Here is a 26,999-nt window from a genome sequence, read left to right as displayed (position 1 = left end):
GACCAAAGGGGTGAACTTATGAAGCTCTATTATTCCCACCGCTCACCTTACGTGCGACTCGTCATGGTAGCGGTACACTGGGCGGGTCTGGCTGGACGCATCGAACTTGAGAATACGGTTGTCGATATCTACCGTCCGCTGCCGAACCTCATGCGAGACAATCCACTCACCAAGATTCCGACGCTGGTGTTGGATGATGGTAGCGCACTTTACGATTCGCGCGTCATCTGTGAATATCTTGATGGCTGCCATGATGGCCCGCGGCTCTTTCCTGAAAATGGGGAAGCGCGACTTGAGACCTTGCGCCGCTTGGCACTCGGTGTTGGCACCATTGACCTGCTGCTCGGCTGGTTCACAGAAAGAAACAGGCCAGGCGCCTTAAGGTCTTCGGAATTCATTACCGCCATGGAGGCTAAATACCTGAACGTTGTCGACCGGATGAACGCCAACGTTCCGAATCTTATCGATATCCCCTTCACAATCGGCCATGCGGCAATAGGCACGGCTCTCTCCTATTCCGATTTTCGATTTGGCGCACTCGATTGGCGCGCGGGACGCAAGGCGCTTGCTGATTGGCATGCAGATTTTCTGAAAATACCCGCGGTCGCGGCGGATCCGTTTTTCGACGATCTTGCCGCCGCTGCAAGCCGTTGATGCTATGGCCAAAGCATTGAAATGATCGTTTCCACCAGCTTGATCCGCCGTCGCGGCGACGTTTCCCTTCCGGCCTTCAGGGAGCATTGGCTTGATCCTCACGGTCCGTTGACCGCCAAGCTGCCGGGCACCCGCAAATACGATCAAAATCATGTAGTGCCTGATGCGCAGGGAACGAACTCTGTTGCACGTCGAATGCGCATCGATGGCTTTCCCATGCTTACATTCGACAATCCCGAAAGCCGGCGCGCCGCACACCATTCAGAAGAGATGGCAGCCTGCAACAAGGATTCGCTTCTATTCATCGGCGCCGTGTCGCGCGTTATCAGCGACGTCGGCGATGCGCGAGAACCTGCTGGAGCCGGGGCTGCTATCAAGCAAATCCTTCTGGTTCTGCAGATGGTAGAATACGTCGATTTGCCCGCCGTCGTGGACGGTCTCGACGGGATCGTCGGCGCCATCAATCATCGCATCCTCGAACAAGGAGCGGCTCCAAACAGCGCAGTGCCGTTTATCGGTGTGGAAGTTGCCGCTCTAGCGGAGGTATGGACTCGGGATGAACGCGCTGTAGCTGCAAACGCGGACCGCCTGCAGCGTGAGGCGCCCGAGATTGCAACATTTGCCGTCTATGTCCACAGCTTCCTGTAAAGCTGCACGATCACAGCGCTATACGATATCGGTCACTCAAGAACGACGACATCACTTGGCTGGACGCGCAAAGTGATCGGGCGGCCGCGCTCGGTTGCGCGGAAATCCCGGGTTGTCAGCCGGCGCACATTAATGGTCTCGGCATTGTCCAGGCGAACTTGAATGTCGACCACACCGCCAGCGAGCGTTATGTCTTCGACCAGGCCCGTCAGCGTATTGGGTTCCTTGTTTCCGTCCTCTGCCACGATGAGAGACTCAGGGCGGATCATCACCTTCGCCACAGGTGCGGACAGGGACGTTTGCACTCCCTCAATCTGAAAACCACTGCGCGTGGTAAGTTTGGCTTGCTTTCCGTTTGATACCACGGAAACATCAAGGATGTTGGAATCCCCCAGGAAATCGGCTGCAAATACCGTTCGCGGCCTGAAATACAGTTCGTCCGGGGTTCCGATCTGCTCGACCTTGCCGCTGTTCATGAGACAGATCCGATCCGACAGGACCAGCGCCTCGCTTTGGTCATGCGTGACGTAAAGAAGGGTCACACCCAGGGTCCGGTGAATTCGTCTGATTTCAAGTTGCAGTTGATCGCGCAGCTTCTTGTCGAGCGCGCCCAACGGTTCGTCCATCAGGATCAGATCAGGATTGTAGACAAGGCACCTGGCTATCGCCACGCGTTGTTGCTGACCGCCAGACAGCTCCTTCGGCTTGCGGTTTGCGTATCCTTCAAGCCGGATCACCTCGAGGACCTCGTGGACCTTCTTCCTGATTTCGGCTTCAGAGTATTGTCTCACCCTGAGAGGAAAACCTATATTCTCGAAAACGCTCATATGGGGCATCAAAGCATAGTTCTGAAACACCATGCCCAGCTCGCGGCGATTGGACGGCAGGTGCGTGACATCGCGCCCCCCGATCCAGATTTTCCCACCGGTGGCAGCGACCGAACCCGATATCAGGTTTAGTATCGTGGTCTTGCCGGAGCCGCTCGGCCCCAGCAATGTCAGGAATTCACCCCTGGCGATCTCAAGCGAGGTCGGAGCTAGTGCGTGCACTGCGCCGTAGCTCTTCTCGACAGCCTCCAGCCGGACCATTGTCTCTGTCATTGATCGTTCCTCTGCAACAAGGACATGGCCACGCAGGCGCCAAAGGACAGCACCGTCAATAGGCTGGAAATCGCGGCCAGAACCGGAGAAATTTCCCAGTGTATGCTGCTGTACATTTTCACCGGCAGTGTTTCGGATTGTACGCTTGAAATGAAATAGGAGATCACGACCTCGTCGAATGACAAAAGGAACGCAAACAGACTCGCCACGATGATCGACGGCACGATCAGGGGCAACACCACCTTCCAGATGATACGAAGTCTGCCTGCGCCCATCGTCGCAGCGGCGAGTTCGAGGTTCCGGTCCACGTAGCGAAGGCCGGCGAATGCCGTGACTATGACAAAGGGCACCGTGACCAGCGTGTGGGCTGCCACAAGGCCGAATGTGGTGCCAACCAGCCCTAGCCGCGAAAGGTAGAGATACATTGCAAGTGCCATGGCTATGTGCGGCATGAACATCGGGCTGAGCAGAAATACCGTCAGCAGACCCTTCCCTCTGAAATTGGTCCTACTGATTCCGTACGCAGCAGAAAATCCGAACACCAGCGAGACTGCCATCGTGGCTAGACCTACCTTTACACTCTGGCCGGTGACGGCCATCCAGGTCGATTCCTGGAAATACTGCCGGTAAAGCTCGAGAGAATAGGATCGGGGCGGGAATACCAATTCGCTTCCCGTGCCGAATGACATCGGGATTACGATCAGACTCGGCAAAACGAGGAAAACATAGCCGAAAATGGCTGCAACAATCCCCAATGCCGGGAACCAGTGTTCCGCCAAGGAAGGCCTCTTCAGCGTGCGCTTACCCATGGCTGCCAAGACCACCTCCCCGGACATGAGAAATGATGGCACTCAGCGCTCCGGTCATAATGATGAGCAGGACCGTGAGGGCGGCGGCCAGGCCCCAGTCCAGTGTCTGACGAACATGCATCTCCACAAGGTTCGCCAGCATCATATCCTTGGGGCCTCCAAGCAGCGCTGGGGTCACGAACATGCCGAGTGACAAAACCAGGCAGATGAGGCAGCCTGCAACGATGCCGGGCATGCTCAGCGGCAACGTAATGCTCCTGAATATCTTGAGCCGGCCGGCGCCCATGACTTCCGCTGCCCGCCGCAAATCGCGATTTTGTGCCAGGAGGCTTGTGAGTATGGCAAAGATCATGAACGGCAGAAGGTAGTGCGCCATGCCTATTATGACGCCCGGACGATTGAACAGGAGCTTCAAGGCGGTGTCCTGGCCGAACAATGCACGGGCAATATTGTTGATGATGCCGTCCTGACCCAGCAGCACGGTAAATGCGAAGCTCTTGACCAGAATGCTTGTCCAGAACGGCAGCAGTACCAGCGTCATCAACAATGTGCGCCGCCGCGGCGGCTGTTTATAAAGGTGATAAGCCACCGGGTAGGCGATCAGCAGCGTGGCGACGGTCGACAGGCCGCTGATCTCGAGCGTCGAACGCAGGACCCGAAGATACAAGGGCGATGTGAACAGTTCTTGATAGTTCGATCCGGTCAGTACCGGATCGAACAAGCTGGCCAGAACGACCAGCGCCAGTGGCAGCACGAAAAAAACGGCAAAGAAAACTGCAAGAGGAACTATGAATGCAATCATCCAGCCGCACTCTCCCGAACGCTGCTCACCACCCGGACACCCAAGGGCTTCAAGTCAGCCGCCACTCCAGGAACCGGCGGTTGATCTCCGCGTAATTTTTCGCCCACCAGTCGACGTCGACGAACATAACCTCGGGATCGTCGAACTTCGGCTGATTTGCGCGGACTTCTTCCGTCATGAGCGGAATCGCCTCAGGGTTTATCGGCGTCGATCCGGTCTGATTGCAGAATTCGGCTTGCAGGTCCGGTCGAAGAAAATGGCCCATCAACTGCATCGCCGCATCCCGCTTTTTCGTCCCCTTGGGGATTACGTGGGTGCCAGGAGTCAGGAAATTTGGTCCATATACAAAATCAACGGATGATCCCTGTTTCCGAGCAGCTTCGATCCGCGAGCTGTATGTGAATACGAAGTCGACCTCGTTGTTCTGCAAGAGAGAGACTGTTTGGGGGGTTTCCGTGATCCAGTGCGCAACACTTTGCTTGATCTTATCGAGCGAGGCAAAGGCGCGGTCGACATCGATGGGATAAACTTCCCGGGCGGGCACGCCATCGGCAATCAGCGCCATTTCCAGGTTGTCTTCCGGTCGAGCGCGCAGGCCGCGCCTGCCGGGAAAACGCTCCACGTCCCAGAACTCCGCCCATCCGGTCGGATGCTTTCCCGCCGGGAATTTCTCTGGATTGAAGCCGATGCCGCCTCGCGAGAAATAGTAGGTGTTAAAGAACTTCGACTGGCCGCGCTCAACTGGCCCGTGTCTGTGAACCACCGAGTAGTCTATCTCCTCCAACAGCCCGTCGGTTCCGGCTGCCGACGCCTGCGGCCCGATGAGATTAAGAAGATCCCATTCGATATTTCCAGTCTGCACTTGCGCCCGCAATTTCGCGAGGTCAGCGCCAGGACTGGAGATGATTTTTATTCCCGTTTCCTTTGTGAAGGATTCAATAAATACCTTGTTGATTACATCCTGCGTCGAGCCGCCATATCCGATGTAGACCAAGGTTTCTTCAGCCCAAGAGCGAGTGGTCCAGACCGCGGGGGCGGCCAAACCCAAACTCACTGCTGCGGAATTCGTTAGAAATCGCCTGCGCGTAAAACCACTGCGCCTCGCATTCTTCGTCTCTGTCGACATTGCATTCCTCCCGGTGACAAGAATACGCTAGAAAGCTCCCCCTGATTGTTTGAGGATCATATCAAGCGGTATAGTTTCACCGCGCGCAAATCTGGTCGATTTCAAACATTGAAATTTGACGGGCTAAGCGCAGTTTGGGACAAGGCGTGGCTTTCAACGCCTGACGTTATCCAACTCGGCCAATGCGCCGCGTCGTGATCAAAGCGGGATCTCGTGCAGCGGCTTCGACTTCCATGACGCAGTTTCGCCATGAAACTGTCCCGTCGGCGCTTTGCTGACCTCAGCGATTATTCAGCAAGCCCATATCGCCGGCTATATCATGGACAAGGAGCTTTTTGCTGAACAGCCATTGCCCATCGATGCGTTTAAAGAGATCCTTGTAGGTGCCGCCCATTACCGGAATGAGTCCGGACTCTGACTCTCGTATGATTAGATAATCTGAAACAGCGTATGCTTCATCGCACGATAGTTCTATCACAGTATTGCAGATGTAGTGCTTTCTCTGGGGCCCGTTTCCCCTGGTAGGGACAACGGTTGCCAGGAATGCCGCAATTTCGGCGCGGCCCTTGGCATTTCCATAATCGGTGCCCCACTCACCATCCTCTGCAAACAGGGCGGCCACGCCCGAAAAATCACAGGCGTCCAGTGCGTGGCAGTATTTTGCCATGGTTTCACGAATGGCATCCTTTGCCAAAAGGACGTCAAGTGTGCTCATTTCAATTCTCCACCGGTGGCCTCTAAAGAGCTGCCCCATTCCCGACGTGACTAGGAGCCTCAGTCAGTGGATCAGCCGATTCCAACTGTAAGCGCAGATGCGACAACTTCTGGTCAATCCGCTCTATGGCATCCGCGCCGAGGATAAGGTGCGAAGGTGGATCATCCATTTTCGACAACTGCCAAACCGCTGCCGCGACTGCCTCTACATCGCTACCCCTCACCCCGGCATTTCGCTTAAGTTCGTCCGTGCGCGTGCCTGCTGTCGAGTGGTAGGCTTCAATTCGCACGCCAGCCTGCCATATCGAGGAATTGTTGAACCCCGTCCGCATTCCGCCAGGAGCGATCATGGCCACTTTGATGCCCATGCCTTCAACTTCTTTGCGGAGCGCCTCGGTCAGAGCCTCCAGTGCGAATTTCGTGGCGCAATAGGCTCCGGTTCCAGGATTGGCAACGAACCCCCCGACGGAACCTATGTTAATGATCAGCCCGCGGCCACGTGCACGCATAGACGGCAATACTCCCCGGATTGTCGCTGCGACTCCAAAGAAGTTCACGTCGAACAAGGCGCGGAGATCTTTATCGGACGTTTCTTCTATTGCGCCATGTATGCCTTGCCCGGCATTGTTCACCAGAACGTCGATCGGTCCGCCCCACCCCTCCACCTTGCAAATCGCGTCACCGATACTCAGAGGGTCGACAACATCCAGTGTGATGGGCAGAGCGGCGTCCGGGAACTCGGAGAATATTGGGTCGGCAGGAGACATGTAGCGTGAGGCGAGTGCAACGCGGTCACCACGCATCAGCGCGGCGCGCGCGATAGCCGCGCCCAGTCCCTTGCTGGCGCCTGTCACTAACCACGTACGCATGCTGCCTCCAAAGGTTCAAAGCCGAGGAAAGGACAAGGCATCTCGTAGGCCCAAGCCCGCGAACAGCTCAGGACAATCGATATCGCTTTACAGCCGCGGCATCGATCTCGAGGCCCAAGCCGGGCGCCTTTCCCGGTTGTAGAAAGCCTTGCCTTGGCCATGGCACTTCCTTGAACATGGCAATCGACCAAGGCATGTATTCGACCGTATGACCATTGGGAGCCGCCGCGATCAGATGAACCTGCACTTCGGGCGCAAGGTGGCTGACGACGGGCCTGCCGCGCGCGTGCGCGAGTTCCGCAATCCTGAGCCAAGGAGTAATCCCGCCGGCCCGGAAGGGATCGATCATAACGAAATGAGGAGCCGCCGCATCCAACAGCTGCGAGAAGCCACCGAGGCCATAAATATACTCGCCGGTCGCGATCGGCACAGGCTGCTCTCGCGCAACCGTCGCTTGCCCTGGCAAATCATCGTGGGCAACGGGGTCTTCCAGCCAGCAAAGACCAAATCCCGCGATAGCCTGTCCCATCTCGACGGCCTGCTGAACAGTCCAGCGCTGGTTCACGTCGCACATTAGGCCAATGTCGTCTCCCAATGCGGCGCGAATGTCGCCAATGCGTTGGATTTCCCTTTCGCGATTGTACTCCCCAGGCAAAGCAAGCTGCATCTTCACGTGCCGATGGCCGGCCTCGACCAGACGCCGGCATGCCATTGGAACCACTTCATCGTCGAATTCCCGCATCAACGCGCCGCTTGCGTAGGTGGGCACCGGCTTGTCCTTGCCGCCGAGCAATCGCCATAGCGGCTGTCCCGAAACCTTCCCCCTGATATCCCAGAGGGCGATATCGATCGCCGCCAGTGCGAGTGTGTAAATGCCGGCCGGCCCCGAACCTCCCGCAAGGGCGCTGATCTTCGCGACCAGCGGTTCCGGGTCGAGGGGATCATGGCCGATGCACATCTCCGCCATGTCTTCGACCGCCACCTTCAGAGCGCGGGACAGCGCCGCACCAAGAAACGTGAACCCGATGCCCTCGACGCCTTCGTCGGTGCGCAGCAGGAGCAAGATTGTCGGCCTGTTCCTGCTGGGGTCGGATGGTCCACCTGCAAGGGGTTCGTCGACCGGCAGACCAAGCAGGATTACCTCATGGCCCGTGATGACCATGGCCGTTCAGTCCGCCAGCGAGTGGGTGACGAACTTCGAAACCAGATAGGGTTCCATTGCCTCAGACCCGCCTTCAGACCCGTAACCGCTGTCCTTGACGCCACCGAAGGGCGTTTCCGGGAGTCCGAGCCCATGATGATTGATCGAAACCATTCCGCTTTCCATCGCCTCGCTCACCATGGCTGCCGTACGTGCGGAGCGCGTGTAGGCATATGCCGCGAGACCGTAAGGAAGCCTGTTGGCTTCCTTCACCATGCTTTCAAAGTCGGTGAAGCGCTGCAGAATCATGACAGGGCCGAACGGTTCCTCGTTCATTATCCGCGCAGTCTGGGGAACGTCCTCGATAATCGTGGGCTCGAAAAAATTCCCCTGATTGCCGATGCGGCGGCCTCCCGTGGCGAGAGAAGCATTGTGGGCAATGGCGTCCTGGACGAACGCTTCCATCGCCTGCACCCGCCGAGGATTTGCCAAAGGACCCATGTGAGTTGACTCATCCGACCCATTGCCGACGTTCAACCTGGCCGCCCTATCCACGATCTTCGATTTGAACTCGCCATAGACCGTGTCCTGAACGAGAATGCGCGTTGGCGAGGTGCATACCTGGCCGGCATTCCGGAACTTGAAAGCCGTCAGCAGGTCGGCTGCGCGCTCCAGATTCGCATCCTCGAAAACAAGCGTGGGCGAATGTCCGCCCAACTCCATGGTTGCGCGCTTCATATGCGCTCCCGCCAATGCGGCGAGCTGTTTGCCGACAGCGGTCGAGCCGGTGAAGGAAATCTTGCGAATGAGCGGATGCGGGATTAGATAGGATGATATGTCGCCCGGCACGCCGTAGACGAGATTGACGACACCGTCGGGTATCCCTGTGTCATGCAACGCGCCAACAAGACGGGCGAGCGCTTCAGGTGTTTCCTCGGGTCCTTTCAGTATGACGGAACATCCACTCGCGAGGGCTGCACCGATCTTGCGAGCCGCCTGGGCAAGAGGGAAGTTCCAGGGACTGAAGGACGCTACCGGCCCGACTGGCTCGCGGATTACGGACAGCCTCACATCCTGCGCGCGCGAAGGAATGATCCGGCCGTAGGTCCTGCGCCCTTCCTCGGCGAACCATTCGAATATCTCGGCGGAAGATTCGACTTCTTGTCTGGCCTGAGTGATCGGCTTGCCCTGTTCGCGGGTTAAAAGCGGCGCAATCTCGGCGCTACGCTCGCGGAGCAGCGCAGCCGCCTTGCGCAGAAATGCGCTGCGTTCCACCGCCGACTTGGCTCGCCACTGACGGAAACCCTTGTCTGCAGCACGGCAAGCGTCTTCAAGATCGCCGCGCTCCGCAACAGCAACCCGGCCTGCTGTCTGACCCGTCGCCGGATCCCAGAAATCCAAAGTCTCGCCGGACGCTCCGTCGCGCCACGCGCCGTCTATGTAGAGTTGAACCGTGTTAGCCATCTTACTAGCCTTCAGTCTGCGGCCGCCTACGACGCCGTTATTGGATCAATTTGCTGAGGGCCTTAAATTGGGGCGCAGCGGATGTTCGAACCATCTCGAACACAACCATCTCAGTGGTGACGAGCGAAATGCCCGCGGCATTCATTCGGTCACGGGCCACTTCCTTGCTGGATTGAGAACGCGAACCGGTCGCATCGACGGCAACGAAGACCTCGAACCCTCGCTGCTGGAGTTCCAAGGCAGTCTGGAGAACACATATATGCGCTTCCACACCGCATAGGATCGCCTGCTTCCGGCCGAACTGTTCCATGAGCTTCATCAGCGCGGGGTCCCGTGCGCAGGAGAATTCCATCTTCGGGATTATGGCGTCGCCTTTGACCAGGTCAGCCAATCCCGGCACGGTCTTGCCAAGCCCCTTGGGATATTGCTCCGAAACGACAGTCGGAACGTTCATCTGACCCGCAGCTTGGATGAGGATGGAGCAGTTGCGTTCGACAGCTTCATTATCCGCGATGACCGGAAGCAGCCGCTCCTGCACGTCTATCACCGCCAAGAAAGCTTTCGCAGCATCAATAAGCATTCAATTCTCCCAGGATCATCCGGCCAAGACCACATTGGGATTGGAAATCGTCGCACGCTCATTCTTGATCAGGTCCGCCATCCGTTCGGCCACCATGATCGTAGGCAAATTTGTGTTGGCGCAAGGAATTGATGGCATCAACGATGCGTCGCATACGCGAAGCCGATTTACGCCATAAACGCGACCGCTGCTGTCGGTCACCGCCAGAGGATCATTTTTCTCACCCATCCGGCAGGTTCCGACCGGGTGCCAGACGCCGGTGACACAATTCGTCAGATAATTTTCGAGCACCACATCGTCACGAATGATTTCCGAAAGCGTAGCGCCTTCCGTGACGAACTTCTTAAGAAGCCAGGGTCTCATCGCCGGAAGGGCGTCAAGCATTGACGCAAATATCTGCATGATGACATGGTTGCCCAATCCGGGCGCAGAATAGCGGCGAACCCGGTCTGAGTAATTGGCCGGAAAAGCCGTGCTTGAAATCCGCGACACGGATTCGGACTGAGCGAGCGACACGACATAGCGGAACGCCTCCCTTAGCCTGCGCATGTCGCGTTCGTCGGACAGCATCCGAAAATCGATAACGGGTTCGACGTCGGCGCTGCCCGTGGACAGCCGCACGCTTCCCTGCGAGTACGACTTGTTCACCCAGACATAGAGCGTGCCTATGCGATAGCCCATCGCGTGCCAGCCCGATCGCGCGATGATGGCAAGGCTCATATCCCCTTCGGGACACTCCTCCACACCGGAAGAATACCTGAAGTGAGCCTGCGTGTGATGGCGAGCTGGATTGTGCATGCGAGCCGAGCGGTCGAGCAGGCACGATACGGAAATGACGGGATGCTCGATCAGGTTGCGCCCAACGCCGCGCCGGTCGGCTATGCATTCGATACCGAGCGCGGAAAGCTCGGAAGTTGGCCCCACCCCGCTGCGCATCAACATCGCGGGACTGTGTATCGTCCCGCAGCTCAACACCGTCTCCCGCGCGCCGACCGAGCGAGTAGCCCCGCTGCCATCACGTAAGATCGCGCCTGTCGCTTCCTTTCCCGCAAAGGTGATCCGCTCGACCAGCGTTTCCGTCAGGACCGTGAGATTGCGGCGAGAGCGCACCTCCGAAGTCAGGTATGCATAGGCACACGAGACACGGTGGCCGTTTTCGTCCACTGATGCGGTCACCGGCATGTAGCCGTCCTGCCATATGCCGTTCTGGTCCTCAATGAACTGATAGCCCTGCCGGTCCAACTCGGTCGTCACCGCGCGGACGAAACCCGTCCAGTCGTCTTTCGGAAAGCGGCTGATGGCGATAGGACCCTCGGTCCCATGCAGGTCTCCGCTGAAGTTGAGATCGCGCTCGAGCTTGCGAAAATAGGGCAGGACCGTTTGCCAATCCCATCCCGTCGCACCGAGGCGGCCCCATTCATCATAGTCGTATGGCGCGCCGCGGTTGGCGCAGAGACCGTTGATCGTCGACCCACCTCCCAGGAGCCTAGCCTGCTCGTAACGGGCAATGCGACCGGCTTCCGGGTCGTTTCTGCGGCCGCCGCCAAGGCGCGCCTTCAAGCCGCGCCATGTGTAATCCGGATTGAAATACGCCTTTCCCGGATAGTTGGAGAGTACATCCGCGGAAGCGTTCTCACGCGTCACGTCTTTTCCCGCTTCCACCAGCACAACGGACACGTTCGGATCTTCGGTCAGCCTGGACGCAAGGGTGCATCCGGCCGTACCCCCGCCGATAATCAAATAATCGTACATCTCTCCTGTCCTGGCCGGCTGGTGATCGGAGGACATCAGCGCTTCTCCTGAGCGCCACCTAGGACAAGCGGAGACGCGGCATCATCGCGCTCAAAGATCCAGCTTATGATACGCTCCTTGAAGCGCCAACGGCCGTCGTCACCGCGCTCGTAAATGTCATCGTAGTCGGCGACGACCATGGGGTCCGCGGGATGAGGAGGCAATCCATCCCGGGCATAGAGCGTGAGGATGCACGTGCCCTTGACCCGCCCGTCATCAACGGGCGTTAGCCGCAGATTGGTGAAAACATGTCTTGCCGTACGCGGTCCGCCGCTTTTGCGACGCTTGTAGCTCTCGCGGATCGCCTCCCGCCCCACACTCCGCCCGCCGGTTGACCGGCCGTACACGCCATCCACCGTGAAGAGGTCGGCAACCCCTTCTGATAGATCGTGGTCGATCAGATATGCGAACTCCGCATTTAGCGCCTCGATTTCCAAGCGCAGAAGGAGGAGTTCTTTAAAATCGAGGCCCATTGTCTGCCTAGCCGATCGCCGAAACAGTGTTTGAAAGCGTGCCGATCCTTTCGATCGAAACGGAGATAGGCCCCCCCAGCAGACGGAGGTCGACATTCTGCACGGCCTTACCCTTTTCCGTCACCGGTTTCAGCGCGGTTCCCATCGAAATGATATCTCCCGGCAGCATAGTCATATAGCCAGTGATGAACTCTAGGACCTGTGGGATCTTATGGGTAAGATTCAGCGTGCTGTCTTCGGTGACGAGCTCGCCCTTGTGGTCACATCTGACGGCGAGCGCGTGCGGATCAGGCACATGATCGCGCAATATAATCCACGGGCCCATCGGCGAGAAGGTGTCACTGCATTTGTATCGCCCCGAATACGATGTAAACGTATCGACATACTCGATTACGTTGCCATCGTCCTTCCGCGGATGAATCGCACGATAATGAAAAGTGTCTTCGCCTCTCATGGTCGGCGAAGTGATGTCATTGTGGATGGTGTAGCCAAACACGTAATCCATGGCGTTTGCGGCCTTCACGTCCTTTGCCGTCTTGGCGATGATCACCGCCAGTTCCGGCTCGGGGTGAACACGCCCATAGTGCTCCTTGATGATTATCGGTTCATCGTGTCCGGCAAGGGCATTGGCTCCTTTGACGAAAATCGCCGGGTGCTTAGGACCCGACATTATTCGCTCTGAGTTCGCGCTGTTGTTGAGTGCCAAGCAGCAGATCTTGGATGGCCGCCGCACGGGCGGATACCACTGGATAGTCTCGGGCGCGATGGCGCTAACCGCATCCGGATCAGCCTGCAACGCCTTATGAACTTTCTCCAGGAGTTCTACCGCAGCCGGCCCGGCTTCGATCAACGAGAGCATGTCCCTGACCCAGGAATGCGGACCTTCCGTGAAGGCCTGGAGCGCTTCCGGCAAGCTTACGATCTTTTCTCCAGGCGCCTCGGCAATCAGGAGATCTTCATCCCTTACCCTAACACTTGCGATCTTCAAGTCCGCGCACCTTTCTCGATATTGGCGGCGCGCCTGAACAGCGACCGCGTCGGCACCGGCAGTTCCGCCGATGGCCCTGCGGGCCGGCGCCCGCTGAAACTCTGGCCGGGATATTCAGCCAAGACAACGTCACAAGGCAAACGGCTTGCTTTGTAATTTCGATGATTGAAACTCAAATGCACAAACTCAGCCGGCCAGGCGGCGGTGTGCTAGGAAGCACCTGTCATGAGGAGGATACTTTGAAGATCGAAGCCGTAGACAGCTTCCTGCTTTCCCTGCCTTACCGAACAAGCGGGGGCTTCCACTACATCGCTGGCAGGCCTTCGAACACTCTCTCGATGCTGCTGGTCAGGATCAGGACAACCGACGGTCTCACGGGTTGGGGCGAAGCATTTGGGCATGCAGGCGCAGTCGCGACCAAGGCGATGATTGACAGTTTGGTGGGGCCACTGATTGTCGGCGAGGATGCAGATGATATTGCCGCGCTCACCGAGACTGTCCGGCGCAAGGTGCACCTGTTTGGGCTCAGCGGACCGGCTGTCTACGCAATTTCAGGAATAGACATCGCCTTGTGGGATCTTCGGGGGAAGCGGGAAGGAAGATCAGTGTCTGATCTGATCGGACGCCGCCGCGGGGATCTGCCGGTCTACGCCAGCTTCCTGCGTTGTTCGTCGGAGGAGGCAGTGGAGAAAACCTGCGTCTCGGCGCTGGAACACGGCTATGAAACGGTAAAGCTGCACGAGATCACGGTCGAACGGATGCAGCTGGCCCGCCGCAGCCTCGGCCCTTCGACCGCGCTGGCCGTCGATACAAATTGTCCCTGGACCGTCGAGCAGGCGAAGAGAGTGCTTTCGGACGTAGGAGACCTCAATCTCCGGTGGATAGAAGAGCCCGTTTGGCCGCCCGATGACTATGAAGGCCTTGCACGCCTGCGAAACGCCGGAACGCCGATCTCGGCCGGTGAGAACACGGCATCCGTAAACGACTTTCGCCGTCTTCTCGCAGCTGGCGCCGTGGACGTTTTGCAGCCGAGCGTCTCAAAGGTCGGAGGCATTACGACGTTGCTTGAGATTCTGGCGATGGCGAACGACAATGGCGTAGAGGCCATCCCGCACTGTGGCTATATGGGCCCTGGTTATTTGGCCAACCTCCATATAGGCGCCTCGATCGAACCGGCAGTACCGATGGAGCGGCTTTACATCGAGCTTGAGGAAACGCCCTTTCCGACCATGCCGGCCGTGATCGGAGGGCGGACCGCCGTACCACATGGACCGGGGCTGGGATGCGAGCCCGATATGCGCGTTGTGGAAAGATGGCAGGTCACTTAAGTTCAGCTTCCATGACTACGCTGACACATTCGACACAGAATAGCGGTGATGAGCCTGCCCCCTTTACGAAGCCGCGCAGCTATGCGGATGTGACCCTTGTCCAGCGAACGCTCGCAGTAGTGGAGTGTGCCAATCGGATCGAGTTGATTACGGTGCGCAGGATCAGTGAAGAGTGCGCAATCCCACCCAGTAGCGTTGTGCGCATTCTCGAGACCCTTTGCGCAGAAGGGTACCTCACTCATATTTCGCGGCGCGGTGGCTATTCGTTAACTTCCAAAGTCAAAGCACTCAGCGCTGGCTACCATGGCAAATCGCTCATTGTAGAAGTGCTGAGGCCAGTGCTGGATGCACTTACAAAGGAATATCTCTGGCCGTTCGCCGCGGCGACGCTCGACCACAACGCGATGGTCGTGCAGTATTCATCGATCCCGCTTAGCCCCCTCGCCCATGTTCGAAGCACGCTGCATAAGCGGGCTTCCCTCATCAGCCGGGCACATGGGCTGGCCTACATGGCATTTTGCAACAGCCGTGAGCGGACGCTGCTGCTGAGGCTTGCCCTTGAGCGCGATTTTCAGGAAGACCGAATCGTCAGCACCAACTACCAGTGGCGAAAAGCGCTCCGCGCGACACGCAAGGCGGGTTATGCAAGTCGTCTATCAAAGGCCGACCCGTTCACAAACTCTCTTGCAGTACCGGTTCTCATTGAACCCGGTCATGTGGCAGCGACCATCGGAGTCACCTATTTCCGAAGGGTGGTGAAACGGTCGCAAATCACACGCATGGTCGAAGCGCTCCAGCGGGAAGCGGTAGCGGCTGCGATTTCGATCCGGGAACGGATGTAGCTTCCGGTCCGTAATTTCGACTACTGAAAGCAGAGATAGTAAAAATTGCACCTGAAGTGCATCCGGCAATATTGAACTGTGCAACGCTGAATGCTGCCTCAGGAAAAGGCGAATGACGACAAAATTCTATCCGCCGCGGACTGCGACGGACGTCGAGCACGCGATCGTGTATCGGCGTGAAAACGAATTTGCCACTCATCCCTACTCCCGCGGATTTTGGGAGACTGCTTCCGGCCATCTGATCTGCAATTTTTCTGTGGCCAGAGCTGATTATTCCGGAGAACCGCGACGTCTCGCTCATCACAATCTAATCAAGAGTCCAGGCGGCCGGCGTGGAGTTACTGTAAGATCGGAAGATCGCGGCCGGACTTGGCATGTCTTCAATGAGGACAAGACCCGACCCGGCATGGATGTAAAAGCGCCGGATCCCAAATTAGATGGAAAGCCAGGTCCTCTCAATGAGATGGCGCCTGTGGATTTCACCGATAGAGACGTGCTGGTCTCGAATTTCTACTACCAGTACATGCAGGAAGACCCCCAACTTAGGGAGTTTTTGCCGACCGTGACGACAGAGTTCGGTCCACCGGAGAACCAGGTGTTTTTCCGAATATCCAAGGATGCCGGCCATAGCTGGTCACGGTCTGCCATGCTGCCGCTTGATGGCCTATACTCATTGAGCGCGGTGGAATCGTCGCTCGTGCGGCCCGACGGGCGGTGCCTCCTCTTCCTGACTGGCGGCGTCAACAAGGAAGGCCAGCACAATCGCTTTCCAGCGGGGCCAGAACATGGCGAACCCAATCGGCCACTCGTCTATCGCAGCACCGAAGACGGCACGACCTTCCATTTTCTGTCGTTCATAACGCCTAAGGACGATCCCAACTTCAGCGGCCTTCAGCAGATGTATCCACGGGGGTTGATGCTCCCCAATGGCAGGATGATCTGCACATTGCGCATCGACAGGGACTGGGCGGGCGACATGTGGACCGAACTGTTCAAGAGTGATGATGGCGGCCGGACGTGGCAGTTCCTATCAAGGGCGACGGACTTCGGTGCGCCAGGAACGCCTGTGCTGATGAGCGATGGCAGGCTGGTGCTTGTCTACACGTATCGGCTGCCGCCTTACGGCATGCGCGCCGTCGTGAGCGAAGATGGAGGCAGCACATGGGGACCGGAAATCATCATCCGCGGCGACGGAGGGAGCTGGGATATCGGCTATCCCCGGGCATGGGAGGTCGAGCCCGGCAGGATCGGCACGATCTATCACTACAATGACAAGGATGATCCTGTTCAGGTGAAACCTTCGGGCACTTTATGGGGCGCGGGCGGCGTACGTTACATCGCGCGCAGCATCTTCTCGGTGGATTGAGCCACACCTTCGGTCGGAAGGTCCGTTGCAGACTGTCGTGCAATGGACAACTGGCATGACATAGTCCTCATCGCGGGAGGTCATGTCATGTTCAAATGGAAAACCCACGATCCAGCTGCAATTGTGCAGAACGCTGCTTATTCAAGGATCAGCGGCGCAGAGGCGGAGTCCATAAGTGGGCGGCGGACAGTGGCGGCGATATCGGCCACCATAGCAACACGCTCGGCATTGCTGATGGCGGGCTTTCCGCTTGCCTCGACGATCGCATTTTCAAAACCTACGCGCACATGCCCGCCCAGTTCCATAGCGGCTCGGAGGCAGGCCATTTCGCCGCGGCCGAAGGCGCAGACCATCCATTTGTTGCCCGATGCCAGACCTTCAGTCCGTAACACCCCGTAAAGTTCATCTACGATCTCAACTGTGGCGTGGTCCACAACCCCATACCGTCCCGCAACGAGCAGGATGCTGGGTTCCTGATTGTCGTCTGGCAGCAGGCTGCGTATTCGGGACAGGGTGCGAATATCATCGGTTGAATAGAGGATATATTGGATGGCCGTGCCCCTGGCGAATGCGCGCCGACGATCTCGACGCCCCTGGCTTCGCCGTCGCGGAAGATCTCAGCGATCGAAACCGATGCGTAGCGCGGCACCATCTCAGCGAGAAGCCGTTCCTGATCGTCAACGGTACAGATGGAGGCAGCTTCGGTGGTAACCTGGACGGCGAGGCCAGGGACTGCCGACACGACCGCCTCTACTGCTTCGACGTTCCGCGAAACGCTAAGACAGTGCCTGCCATTATCGTCGCGCACATGCAGATGCATCGCGGCAGCGCCCGCGGCTGTGCATTCCGCGGCAGTGCGCGCCAGTTCGGCAGGCGAAATCGGCAGCGCCGGATGATCAGCCTTGGTGCGCCGCGCTCAATTCGGAGCAACCATTATAAATACCGGCTTCGCCAAGAAGCGCCTCCGGAGATATGCAGCAGCTTCAGGACTTCCGTCCGGTTCATTCCGGTATGGAAAGCCAGGCCGTGGTTTTGCCCCAAAGGAAGCTCGCGGTGCGTCCTGAGGCTATTCATCGATAATGCGCGCATTACGCCTCTTCAGTATCATGGCGGACACACCGCCACGCAGGGACAGGGCGAGGACCAGCACACTCATCACGATAAATGTCGCGCTGATGGGCCCTTGGAGAAAAACGAAATAGTCGCCGTTGGAAATCAGTAGCGAGCGCCGCAGGTGTTCCTCGAGAATCGGAGACAAGATGACACCGAGGATGAGGAGTGCCGAGGAATAGCCGAAAGAGGTGCAAATGTACCCAATTACCCCGAAGATCATCATCGTATAGATGTCAAAGACATTATTGTTAACGCTGTAAACCCCTATGCACAGCATCAGAAGTACAACGGGGCTCAGAATACTGGAGGGCACCGACAGGAGCCGAACCCACAATCCGATGAGAGGAATGTTGAGGATCAGGAGCATCACGTTTCCGACCCACATGCTGGCGACGACACCCCAGAAAACATCCGGGTGCTGTATCATCATCAGGGGGCCTGGCTGGATCCCGTGAACCATCATGGCTCCCATCAGGACCGCCATCACGGCTCCGCTCGGGATCCCGATGCCGAGCATGGGGATGAACGACGCCTGCACCGTCGCGTTGTTGCATGCCTCGGGCGCCGCAATACCTTCTATCGTACCTTTGCCGAATTTCTCGGGATGTGAGGATATCCGCTTTTCGAACGAGTATGCGAGAAACGTTCCCAAGGTGGCGCCCATGCCGGGCAGCAGTCCGATGAACGAGCCGAGGCCGGATCCGCGCAATGTTGGCATTGCCGCCTCGCGCGCTTCCTGCCGGGTCGGGATCAGCGAGCGCAGCGTGACATTCTTAGGCGGGGGCGTGTCATCATCGTTCAGATAGGTGGAAACTACTTCGGATACACCGAAAAGGCCCATCAGCATGGCCGTGAGGTCGATGCCGTCCAGGAGGGAAGGGATGCCCAGCGTGAAGCGGGCTTGTCCGGTTGTCACATCCGTTCCCACCATGCCAATGAGCAGTCCTATGGCGACCATGCAAAAGCCCTTCAGCGGAGAGCCGAGACCTAGCATCGATGCGCCGATCAGGCAGAACAGGATGAGCGCGAAATAGTCGGCAGATGAAAATTGCAGTGCAAGGCCTGCAAGATATGGCGTAAAGCATATCAGCAGTACGAGCGCCAGCGATCCCCCCACAAACGAAGCTATTGCTGCGATGAACAGGGCCGCGCCAGCGCGCCCCTTCTTGGCCATTGGATGTGCATCCAGACAGGTAATCGCTGTCGAAGGCTCGCCGGGCAGATTCAGCAGAATGGCTGTGATGGAGCCACCATACTGCGTGCCGTAAAAGATGCCCGAGAGCATGATAAGGGCAAGCAGTGGCTCGACGTAGTAGGTAAGCGGCAAGATGAGGGAAATCGCTGCAAGCGTGCCTATGCCTGGAAGAACACCGACCAGGGTGCCGATTGTCACTCCTATCAGGCAGAAGAGAAGCGCGTCCAGCGTCAGAGCATGGCCGAAGCCATTCATAAGATTCGTCAGGGCATCGGTCATGGCGTCACCACGCTATGGCCCGCAGCGGAATGGAAAATCCCTCGAGGAATATCAGCACTGACGCCGCCGATGCGACAAACGCAGTGATGATGACAGAACGCAAGTTGGATTTTCTTCTCCCTAAGGATGCGATGATGACCAGCAGCACAGAACTGGGAAAGAGACCGACGCGCTCTACCAGCAGCGCCCAAACGAGAATGGCCGAAAATACGCAAACGGCGGCACGCCAGGGTACTTCAGGAGGCGGGCTTTCTGAGCGGGCCACATCCAGCAATGTGGCAGCGCCAAAGAAGACAGTTACCAAGCCGAGGAGGACCGGAAAGTACCCGGTCCCCATTTCTCCGAGAGAGCCGATGCCATAGAGGCTCCCCCAATACGACATGACAGCGCCGAAGAGAGCGATCAATGCCGCAACGGCGCATTCCGTCTTGTTGATTTTCATCTCAAGCTCGTTGGAGGCCCGCCGGGGACCGCGACCCGGCGGCAGTGCAAATATATTAGAAAATCTTTTTATAGATCTCCTCTTGCTTTGCGAGGTATTCGGAAAACTCCGATGAATTCATGTATTCCACGTTGGCCCCGATTTTTTTCATGGCCGCGAGGAAGGTGTCGGCTTTCGCTGCGGTCGCCACTGCATCGGAAATCTTGGCCACGATCTCCGGGGGAGTATCCTTGGGCATACCCACTCCGCGCCACGTCGCGATATCGAGCGGATAGCCAAGTTCACCCGACGTGGGAACGTCGGGAAGTTCCGGGTAGCGTTTCGGGCCGGAGACCGCCAACATGCGCAGTTGCCCCGACTGGATATAAGGCAGCGTCTCAGTAATGCCGTTGATGGTGCTGTCGATATGCCCGCCGAGCAATTGGACGATGGCGGCCGGCCCTCCATCGAACGGAACGTGCTTGACCTGGACGCCGGCGGCTTCCTCCAAATTGCGAGCAAGCATGTGAAAACTTCCGCCCTGGCTGCCATTGCCTACCGTTATGGTGCCTGGACTGGCTTTGGCATCGTCCAGAAATTCCGCGAGCGTCTTCCATTTGGCATCGGCCTGTACTGACAAGCCGGCGTAATCGATGGACAGCATCGCAACCGGAGCGAAGTCCTTGTACGAGGTCTGCATCACTCCGCGAAGGTTTGCGGTGATAATCTGGGCAGTAAGAATTCCGAGCGTGTGACCGTCCGGCTTTGCTGATTTGATTTCCTCAAAGCCGACGACGCCGCCCCCGCCCGCACGGTTCACGACCTGCACCGGCACCTTGAATTGTTTAGACAATTCATCAGCCAAAGCCCGGGCCAACAGATCTGTCCCTCCACCGGGCGCAAAGGGGACGACGAGTTCAATCGGGCGCGAGGGCCATTCCTGCGCCATCAAGTTTGTTGGAGCGAGCATCGTAAGCGCCGCGGCCGCGCAGCCCGCAATTACGCTGCGTCGCGTCGGCTCTTTACGTCCCATCGCACGCAATCCGATTCCTTTGTTCATAACCATCATCTCCTCCACCTTTGAACGTTTCGATGTTGCCGTTCCTTCGTCAAGGGCGCGAGGCCGACCCCATCGAGCCTATTCGCGACCTCGTCAGGTTCGATAAGCGGTAAAGCTCGCGGTGGTGGACAGCGCCCGCCAATCCGTCACTACGTTGATTACCGCTGTCTTGCCGCTAGTGACTGCTGCAGCGCCCCTTTCCAGGGCCGGCCTGATGTCTTCGGGCCGTTCGACATATTCCCCATGACAGCCGAGAGCTTCCGCCATCTTTTCGTAGTGAGTATAACCAAGGTCCCGGCCTGGCTTCAGTTTCTCCGGGTCCGCAGTCCAGCCGCCGTTTAGGCTGATGATCACGAGCACCGGGAGGTCGTGACGAACGGCAGTATCGAGTTCCATTGCGTTGAGGCCGAAGGATCCGTCGCCATGCAGTACGACGACCTGCGCGTCAGGGCGCGCGGCCTTGGCACCTACGCCGAACGGCATCCCCACACCCATTGTCCCAAAAGGCCCGGAGTTAAGCCTGTGGCCAGGCATGAAGCTCGGTATCGTCTGGCGTCCGAAATTAAGGATTTCCTGGCCGTCGACCACCAGTATTGCATCGCGGTCGATGAAATCACGAACTTCCTTGCAAAGGCGCAACGGGTGGATCGGCATCTGATCCGTTGCGATGGCCTCCTCGTGCCTTGGAACACGTTTGCTCTCCACCGCCGCGAGTTGGCTCCGCCATTCTGCATACCTGTCCGGCTTCAGGGACGTTCTCAACATACCGAGGAGTTGTTCCAGCACTGTGGCAGCATCCGCGATGACTGGAATATCGACCCTATCGTTTGCTCCGACGCCATCGGCATCCGTGTCGACCTGAACGATCGTGGCGGTTGCCGAGAAACGCGGCGGACGGGCATGGGAAATCACGTAGTTGAGCCGGGTCCCTATAATCAGTACCAGATCGGCTTCCTTGAAGGCGGTGGACCGCGCGTGAGCGAACAAATATGGGTGATCCTCAGGGATTACGCCCCTGCCCTGCGGAGTCGTATAGAATGGAATGCCCGTGGCATCGACGAATGCCGAAAGCTGGTCGGAAGCCTGTGACCACAGGATACCACTCCCGGTTATGATGATCGGACGCTCCGCCTTTGAAAGCGCTTCGGACACTTCAGATAGGGTGGCCGCGTCAGCGGCCGGCCTGCTCCGCGCCTTATTGGCGGGCACCCTTGGCCACACGACTTCCGACTCGTCCACCTCTGCATAAAGGACATCCCCCGGCAGATCGATATAGACGGGACCGGGTTTGCCTGACATGGCACGGCGAAAGGCAATGTTGACATATTCGGGAATGCGCCGCGCCTCGTAGACGCGCTCGGCCCATTTCGTGACCGGGCGCATGATGGCCAACTGGTCAATCTCCTGAAACGAACCTTGCAAATACTGGGCGACGGGACTGGCGCCGCCGAAGGCTACGACCGGCGCGCAGTCAATCAGCGCGTTGGCCAATCCGAGAGTAAGATTGATCGCGCCGGGGCCAGAAGCGCCCATGCAGAGCCCCGGTTTGCCCTTCACCCGCGCATAGGCCTGCGCCGCGAACGCGGCAGCCTGTTCATGTCGCGTATCCACCATGCGGACACCGCCAGCGATAGCGGCCTTGACCGCATCATTTATTGGTCCGCCCATGATGTAGAACCCGGTGTCTACGCCTTCATTCGCGAGAGCTTCGCCAAACAACGTGTATCCGCGGACCATCTTCTATTCTTATCCTTTGAGTGGCAGGGGAGGACAGTTCAGCAGTCTAGATCTCGCCCATCTCTTGTAGTCTTTCGATTTCATTCCGGGAAAGTCCAAGCAATCCCCCATAGACCTCATGATTGTCCGCCCCGAGCTCAGGGGCAGGTTTGACCGGCACGTGACTGGCCGATAGCTTGATCATGGAACCGGGGAGAACAAACTCTCCGCGCACCGGATGATCCACCGTCACGAAGGTTCCGCGCTCGCGCAGTTCCGGATCTTTGGAGAGCTCGACCGTATCGAAGGTGGCGCTGGCAGGAATTCCTGCCTCGCCGAGAACCTGCATGACGGTGTATTTGTCATGCTGGATGGTCCAGGCGGAGATGATCTCATCGACGCTGCGGAAATTCGCCGCTCGAGACTTGGCGTCAATGAAACGAGGGTCATCCAGCAGATCGTTGCGGCCGATCACTTCAAGCAGGCGGTGCCAATGCGCATTGCTGGCGCGCGTCGTATAAACGTAGCAATAGTCGTTTGGACCGCCACCCTTGCAGGGATAGACTTCGCTAGGCGAGGTGCCAGCGATAATGCTCTGATTTCCGCATCGCGGCGCAGGCGCGTCGAACATGTATTGCGCCGCATATGCGATGCGGCCGAAATTGATAACCGCATCCTGCATCGTGACTTCGACCCGCTGGCCCTCATTCGTGGCGTGACGCTGATGCAGCGCCGCGAGAATGCCGATCGCGCAATGCAGGCCTGCTCCGGTGTCACCAATGTTCGGCCCCGGCTTCAGTGGGCGGCCTCCCTCCTCGCCGGTAATGGAGAGCGCTCCGCCTGCTGCCTGCGCGATCGGGTCGAATGCGAGGAAGTTCTTGAAGCGCCCTTCGGGTGGGAAACCCTTTATTTGAGCGTAGATCACGCAAGGATTTATGGCGCGCACGCGTTCATAGTCGAAGCCGAGCCGTTCAATGGCGCCTGGCGCGAAGTTCTCTATGAAAACATCCGCACGCGTAATCAGCTTCTCCAGGAGTTCGCGGCCGCCCTGTGATTTCAGATTGCATGTCACACTGCGCTTATTGGCGTTGAGCAGCAGGAAATACGGAGAGTCTGACCCCGGCTTGTCGGTGGTTGCACCTCGACCCTGCTCGCCGCGTTTTGGAGGCTCCACCTTGATGACATCTGCACCCAGCCATGCCAGCGTTTCGGTGCATGACGTTCCCGCTTCGAACTGAGTAAGGTCGACAATCCGGATGCCTGCAAGAGCCGGCTTGGAATTTCCACCTGCGGCAGCCGAAGGATTAGATGCTGTACTGGTCGAACTCATTACTCCTCCAGGCAAATATCATCAGGAGACAGGCGAAGTTCAGCTGAGCCAACTACCGCTCGGGCCAGATTATCTGACGGGAAGCTATAGTTCTAACAGTGCACCTGCCGATGAACGCCGTGCCTCCTCTTGCACAGTTTGGATACCGCCATCTGCGCCTCACGAGCAATGTAGACTGTCCGAACTTTCACCAAGTGAAATTAAAACCGCCTCTCCTGCGCGCCGCCTGACCCCAGAGAAGTTACCGGTCTCGCAAAACGTCATGGCTGACTAGTTCGGCATTGAAATGGTCCATATGATGCGGAGACGACAGGCGAGGTACGGGCACAATCCAGCACCGTCACTTGTCGAACAGTTTTAAATCCTGCCGCGTTAAAACTGAGCAGAAGGCCCTTCCGCATCTCAACTTCGAGCCTGCGACAGAGCCGATTGGAAAGCCGCTCGACCTCTACGAATCTCCGGCCAACAGGTTCGTTGCCGGCTTTATCGGTTCTTCCGCCATGAACTTAAAGAGGATGTGATTGCGCGCGAGAACGGGCGACCGCCGTCCGTATCCGGCGCCACCCCGCCGAGACACAAGGGCGATCCTGCGGAGGACGCGCCATGACTTGCGGGGTGCGTCCGGAACATTCGAGGTGGCAGAGCTCGGCTCTCCGGAAGCGGTTCAGGCTAAGATCGCCGGGGTTGAGCCGACAGGGGCCGAAACCATGGTTTTCGCCAGGATAGGCGATGACCCTCGTTATGACCGTTTTCCCCGAGTGCCGCGCCGGCAGGCCGGGCGACGACATCGCCCTGCGGATCAGGGCGGACAAGGTGCATCTACGAAATTCGCGCTGCAGCGCGTCGTTCGCGGTCGTTGCGAGGTAGCGCATTCTTGTTCAGAGCGACGAACCGCCACGCCTTAGATCATAGCAGAGTGTACATGGCACCTATGTACGAGAGCGCCCCGCAGCCCACACTCGGCACAACCTATTTGCCGCATGCAACGTTATACTGAACTTCCAGAGAGTTACGACAGAAGTGGTTGCGGGACAGGATTTAAACCTGAACGCCTTTTCAATGATATTAACACAGGAACTCGGTTGCAGGACTGTATTGGCGGCAGCACTCCTCCGCTACCACCAATTTCTTTAGCATTTTCAAGGGGATGAGGGAACGCGACTGGCTGGGAGCCTAGCTCTTTGTGTCGCGCCATGTTGCAAACCAGTTCCCTTGATTTCTAACGGTTTCCTGCGACACTCGGCTACTCCACGCGACATGGACGCGACATGGGGACGGCTCATACAACGCCTTTGAGAACAGCACGTGCGCGGAAAATATGTCAGCCCGTCTACTGCGCTAACAGCATTCAATTGCCCGCGTTGTGGAACGTTGACTTCGCAATCCTGGCATCACGTCTATTTGAGAAAAGGCGACAGTTCAGGAGTTTGGTCACCGGAGGCAGCCGAGGAGCATGCTCGAGAATTGGAGAGCAACTCCAAAATCCCAGAAGACGGCGTTAAACGTTTAGCCGATTATCTTCGGAGAGTCGGCTCGGGAGAACTGTTCATCGAGAAGAGCGACCGGTTTTCCGATTGGCACCTCGCAAATCTAAACCTCTCACTGTGCGAAGAGTGCAGACAAGTCGCCATCTGGCTTCACACAAAGATGCTCTGGCCCCTGAGCATCGATGCGCCAGCCCCATCGGAAGACATGCCGATTTCGGTCAGGAAGGATTACCTGGAAGCAGGAGTAGTCCTTCCCCATTCTCCAAGGGCGGCTGCAGCGTTGCTGCGCCTTGCAATTCAGCGCCTGTGCAGAGAACTGGGACAGGAGGGCGAGAACATCAACGATGACATCGCAGCCCTGGTTAAAGAAGGGACTCGACCCTCAAGTTCAGAAAGCGTTGGACATTGTACGAGTTACTGCAAACAACGCCGTTCATCCTGGCCAAGATGTCACAAGAAGATGTCGAGGAAACTGCGTTGAAGCTTTTCGGCCTCGTCAATATCATATGCGAACACATGATCACACGGCCGAATCACATCAATGAACTTTTTCGAGGATTGCCTCCAGGAGCCCGAGGTCAGATTCAACGAAGGGATGGAGGACGCGCTGATGATGAGAACAGCTCTGGTAAATAGTTCGATGGCAAGCGGTGGCTAAAGGGCCGTTAGAGCCAGCTGGCTACTCGGCGCGACATGCAACATGGGAGGGGACCATGGGGCTTCTCAATTGGATTTTCGGCGCGCGCCTGCGGCGTCTGCCCTCAGGGAAGTTCGGGCAAGATCGTTACAAGCCTGATGGAAAATGGGTGCAGACAACAACCGCAGTGAAGGTAGTGGGGCTCCAACATAGGCAAGATGCCGTTCGCTCCTTCGTGATGGCGGTCGCACTGGCCGAGGGCGAAGGACAGCGGTATGGAGTTCGACTGCGCCCTGATCCCGCCAACCCCCATGACAAGAACGCGATCGCCGTCGACGGGTACGTAAGCATGGACCGCTGGCACATCGGCTTTCTCGATCGGGTCACGGCGAAGGAGTTGCACCGGGATCTCATCTCGGTGGGCATACCCATTGAAGCGGAGCTCTACAGCCTGTGGCGCGGTGACGATGGATATATCGACGTGAATCTCATTGTCCTTGCCCCGCCGGGTCATTCCATGAAGAAACGACTTCGCGGCTAAGCCGCCATCCTGCACACGTAGTCGAAGACGGGCACTCCCAAGGGGAGTGAAAATTGTCAGCGGTTTCAATGCGCCAACGGTGGGGCAATTTGCGCGCCGTTGCTTTTAAAGGGTTTTTGGACGGCATGTCCCACTGTCGCCCCCGCCGTTGCGAACATTCCATTCTTTTTGATCCGGCACCACCGACGCAGCATTGATCAGCCGCACGAGGGGAAGACTCTCGCTCAAGGTCAGTCAGTTGCACCCGCCAGGGCGTTGCTGCAACAAGATGACGGCGAAACCAGAAGGTCTGCTCCAGGGGCTTGCCTGGCTAAAAGCCCAAGCCGAAAGGCCCTCAAAGCAGTCGATCACTGAGCTATCACGGCCTATCGGCGACCTTCAAATGGACGCGTTCAACAATCCAGCCAAGCGGCGAGACCATCCAGCGTCTGCAGCCCGTATTCCACGGCACCGAAGTCAATGACTGCCTTCCGCCGCTCGCGGCTGGGATGAAGCTGGCGCATGGTCAGCACGGTCTTGCCGTCC

The 26,999-nt window shown here is 57.8% G+C and carries 24 protein-coding genes and 4 pseudogenes; 8 read left to right on the top strand and 20 right to left on the bottom strand.

The window, feature by feature from the left end; genetic code table 11:
• Positions 1–18 precede the first annotated feature (18 nt).
• Both RIN79_RS16435 and RIN79_RS16430 read left to right on the top strand, forming a co-directional pair.
• The gene (locus tag RIN79_RS16435) at positions 19–654 is read left to right on the top strand and encodes a glutathione S-transferase N-terminal domain-containing protein (protein WP_309085756.1); all 636 of its coding nucleotides are present in this window, start codon (positions 19–21) and stop codon (positions 652–654) included.
• A gap of 21 nt (positions 655–675) precedes the next feature.
• Entirely contained in the window at positions 676–1,302 is a 627-nt protein-coding gene (locus RIN79_RS16430) for an EthD family reductase (RefSeq protein ID WP_309085755.1), read from the top strand.
• Between the two features lie 32 nt (positions 1,303–1,334).
• On the opposite strand, the gene RIN79_RS16425 is transcribed toward RIN79_RS16430, so the two are convergent.
• From RIN79_RS16425 to RIN79_RS16370, 12 genes are all read right to left on the bottom strand, one after another.
• The gene (locus tag RIN79_RS16425; RefSeq protein WP_309085754.1) at positions 1,335–2,402 is read right to left on the bottom strand and encodes an ABC transporter ATP-binding protein; all 1,068 of its coding nucleotides are present in this window, start codon (positions 2,400–2,402) and stop codon (positions 1,335–1,337) included.
• Positions 2,399–3,211, bottom strand: coding sequence for an ABC transporter permease (locus RIN79_RS16420; RefSeq protein ID WP_309085796.1), 813 nt, complete (start codon positions 3,209–3,211; stop codon positions 2,399–2,401). Before RIN79_RS16420 ends, RIN79_RS16425 begins: the two co-directional genes overlap by 4 nt.
• Positions 3,204–4,013 carry an ABC transporter permease gene (locus RIN79_RS16415; protein ID WP_309085753.1) on the bottom strand — a complete coding sequence of 270 codons (810 nt, stop codon included), beginning with the start codon at positions 4,011–4,013 and terminating at the stop codon, positions 3,204–3,206. Before RIN79_RS16415 ends, RIN79_RS16420 begins: the two co-directional genes overlap by 8 nt.
• Before the next feature lie 49 nt (positions 4,014–4,062).
• Positions 4,063–5,139 carry an ABC transporter substrate-binding protein gene (locus RIN79_RS16410; RefSeq protein WP_309085752.1) on the bottom strand — a complete coding sequence of 359 codons (1,077 nt, stop codon included), beginning with the start codon at positions 5,137–5,139 and terminating at the stop codon, positions 4,063–4,065.
• Between the two features lie 280 nt (positions 5,140–5,419).
• Complete coding sequence (locus tag RIN79_RS16405) at positions 5,420–5,854, bottom strand: nuclear transport factor 2 family protein (RefSeq protein WP_309085751.1); 435 nt, start codon at positions 5,852–5,854, stop codon at positions 5,420–5,422.
• 22 nt (positions 5,855–5,876) lie between these two features.
• Positions 5,877–6,722 (bottom strand): SDR family NAD(P)-dependent oxidoreductase, encoded by an 846-nt coding sequence (locus RIN79_RS16400; RefSeq protein WP_309085750.1) that lies wholly within the window; start codon positions 6,720–6,722, stop codon positions 5,877–5,879.
• A 67-nt stretch (positions 6,723–6,789) separates the two neighbouring features.
• The gene (locus tag RIN79_RS16395) at positions 6,790–7,884 is read right to left on the bottom strand and encodes a mandelate racemase/muconate lactonizing enzyme family protein (RefSeq protein WP_309085749.1); all 1,095 of its coding nucleotides are present in this window, start codon (positions 7,882–7,884) and stop codon (positions 6,790–6,792) included.
• 6 nt (positions 7,885–7,890) lie between these two features.
• Complete coding sequence (locus tag RIN79_RS16390; protein WP_309085748.1) at positions 7,891–9,327, bottom strand: NAD-dependent succinate-semialdehyde dehydrogenase; 1,437 nt, start codon at positions 9,325–9,327, stop codon at positions 7,891–7,893.
• A 37-nt stretch (positions 9,328–9,364) separates the two neighbouring features.
• The gene (locus RIN79_RS16385) at positions 9,365–9,907 is read right to left on the bottom strand and encodes a hydrolase (protein WP_309085747.1); all 543 of its coding nucleotides are present in this window, start codon (positions 9,905–9,907) and stop codon (positions 9,365–9,367) included.
• A gap of 15 nt (positions 9,908–9,922) precedes the next feature.
• The gene (locus RIN79_RS16380) at positions 9,923–11,695 is read right to left on the bottom strand and encodes a GMC family oxidoreductase N-terminal domain-containing protein (protein WP_309085746.1); all 1,773 of its coding nucleotides are present in this window, start codon (positions 11,693–11,695) and stop codon (positions 9,923–9,925) included.
• A complete protein-coding gene (locus RIN79_RS16375) occupies positions 11,695–12,171 on the bottom strand; it encodes a nuclear transport factor 2 family protein (protein WP_309085745.1) in 477 nt (158 codons plus the stop codon). Before RIN79_RS16375 ends, RIN79_RS16380 begins: the two co-directional genes overlap by 1 nt.
• A gap of 7 nt (positions 12,172–12,178) precedes the next feature.
• Positions 12,179–13,159: a fumarylacetoacetate hydrolase family protein gene (locus RIN79_RS16370; RefSeq protein ID WP_309085744.1), complete on the bottom strand. Its 981-nt coding sequence runs from the start codon at positions 13,157–13,159 to the stop codon at positions 12,179–12,181.
• Between the two features lie 239 nt (positions 13,160–13,398).
• Here RIN79_RS16370 and RIN79_RS16365 point away from each other — a divergent pair, with 239 nt between their 5' ends.
• The 3 genes from RIN79_RS16365 (at position 13,399) to RIN79_RS16355 (ending at position 16,695) form a co-directional block, all read left to right on the top strand.
• Entirely contained in the window at positions 13,399–14,487 is a 1,089-nt protein-coding gene (locus RIN79_RS16365; RefSeq protein WP_309085743.1) for a mandelate racemase/muconate lactonizing enzyme family protein, read from the top strand.
• Between the two features lie 11 nt (positions 14,488–14,498).
• Positions 14,499–15,329, top strand: coding sequence for an IclR family transcriptional regulator C-terminal domain-containing protein (locus tag RIN79_RS16360; RefSeq protein WP_309085742.1), 831 nt, complete (start codon positions 14,499–14,501; stop codon positions 15,327–15,329).
• Positions 15,330–15,441: 112 nt separating this feature from the next.
• Positions 15,442–16,695, top strand: a complete 1,254-nt coding sequence (locus tag RIN79_RS16355) for a sialidase family protein (protein WP_309085741.1) — start codon at positions 15,442–15,444, stop codon at positions 16,693–16,695.
• A 137-nt stretch (positions 16,696–16,832) separates the two neighbouring features.
• On the opposite strand, the pseudogene RIN79_RS16350 reads toward RIN79_RS16355, so the two are convergent.
• From RIN79_RS16350 to RIN79_RS16325, 7 genes and pseudogenes are all read right to left on the bottom strand, one after another.
• Positions 16,833–17,255: pseudogene (locus tag RIN79_RS16350) on the bottom strand (3-keto-5-aminohexanoate cleavage protein); the annotation flags it as partial.
• A gap of 65 nt (positions 17,256–17,320) precedes the next feature.
• Positions 17,321–17,596 (bottom strand): annotated as a pseudogene (locus RIN79_RS21620) (3-keto-5-aminohexanoate cleavage protein); the annotation flags it as partial.
• Positions 17,597–17,761: 165 nt separating this feature from the next.
• The gene (locus tag RIN79_RS16345) at positions 17,762–19,282 is read right to left on the bottom strand and encodes a tripartite tricarboxylate transporter permease (protein WP_309085740.1); all 1,521 of its coding nucleotides are present in this window, start codon (positions 19,280–19,282) and stop codon (positions 17,762–17,764) included.
• Between the two features lie 4 nt (positions 19,283–19,286).
• Positions 19,287–19,724 carry a tripartite tricarboxylate transporter TctB family protein gene (locus RIN79_RS16340; protein WP_309085739.1) on the bottom strand — a complete coding sequence of 146 codons (438 nt, stop codon included), beginning with the start codon at positions 19,722–19,724 and terminating at the stop codon, positions 19,287–19,289.
• 55 nt (positions 19,725–19,779) lie between these two features.
• Complete coding sequence (locus tag RIN79_RS16335) at positions 19,780–20,763, bottom strand: tripartite tricarboxylate transporter substrate binding protein (protein WP_309085738.1); 984 nt, start codon at positions 20,761–20,763, stop codon at positions 19,780–19,782.
• Positions 20,764–20,856: 93 nt separating this feature from the next.
• Positions 20,857–22,500, bottom strand: coding sequence for a thiamine pyrophosphate-binding protein (locus RIN79_RS16330; protein WP_309085737.1), 1,644 nt, complete (start codon positions 22,498–22,500; stop codon positions 20,857–20,859).
• 46 nt (positions 22,501–22,546) lie between these two features.
• Positions 22,547–23,809 (bottom strand): CoA transferase, encoded by a 1,263-nt coding sequence (locus RIN79_RS16325; RefSeq protein WP_309085736.1) that lies wholly within the window; start codon positions 23,807–23,809, stop codon positions 22,547–22,549.
• A gap of 277 nt (positions 23,810–24,086) precedes the next feature.
• On the opposite strand from RIN79_RS16325, the pseudogene RIN79_RS16320 reads away from it, so the two are divergent.
• The 3 genes and pseudogenes from RIN79_RS16320 to RIN79_RS16315 form a co-directional block, all read left to right on the top strand.
• Positions 24,087–24,170, top strand: a pseudogene (locus RIN79_RS16320) (IS6 family transposase); the annotation flags it as partial.
• Between the two features lie 1,286 nt (positions 24,171–25,456).
• Positions 25,457–25,777, top strand: coding sequence for a DUF4145 domain-containing protein (locus tag RIN79_RS21615; protein ID WP_375165955.1), 321 nt, complete (start codon positions 25,457–25,459; stop codon positions 25,775–25,777).
• Between the two features lie 232 nt (positions 25,778–26,009).
• The gene (locus tag RIN79_RS16315; protein ID WP_309085735.1) at positions 26,010–26,474 is read left to right on the top strand and encodes an HIRAN domain-containing protein; all 465 of its coding nucleotides are present in this window, start codon (positions 26,010–26,012) and stop codon (positions 26,472–26,474) included.
• A 392-nt stretch (positions 26,475–26,866) separates the two neighbouring features.
• Here RIN79_RS16315 and RIN79_RS16310 read toward each other — a convergent pair.
• A pseudogene (locus tag RIN79_RS16310) lies at positions 26,867–26,999 on the bottom strand (ATPase); the annotation flags it as partial.

It is taken from the genome of Chelativorans sp., from assembly GCF_031180965.1.
Classification (GTDB): Bacteria; Pseudomonadota; Alphaproteobacteria; order Rhizobiales; family Rhizobiaceae; genus Chelativorans.
This window is presented reverse-complemented; position numbering and strand designations above follow the sequence as displayed.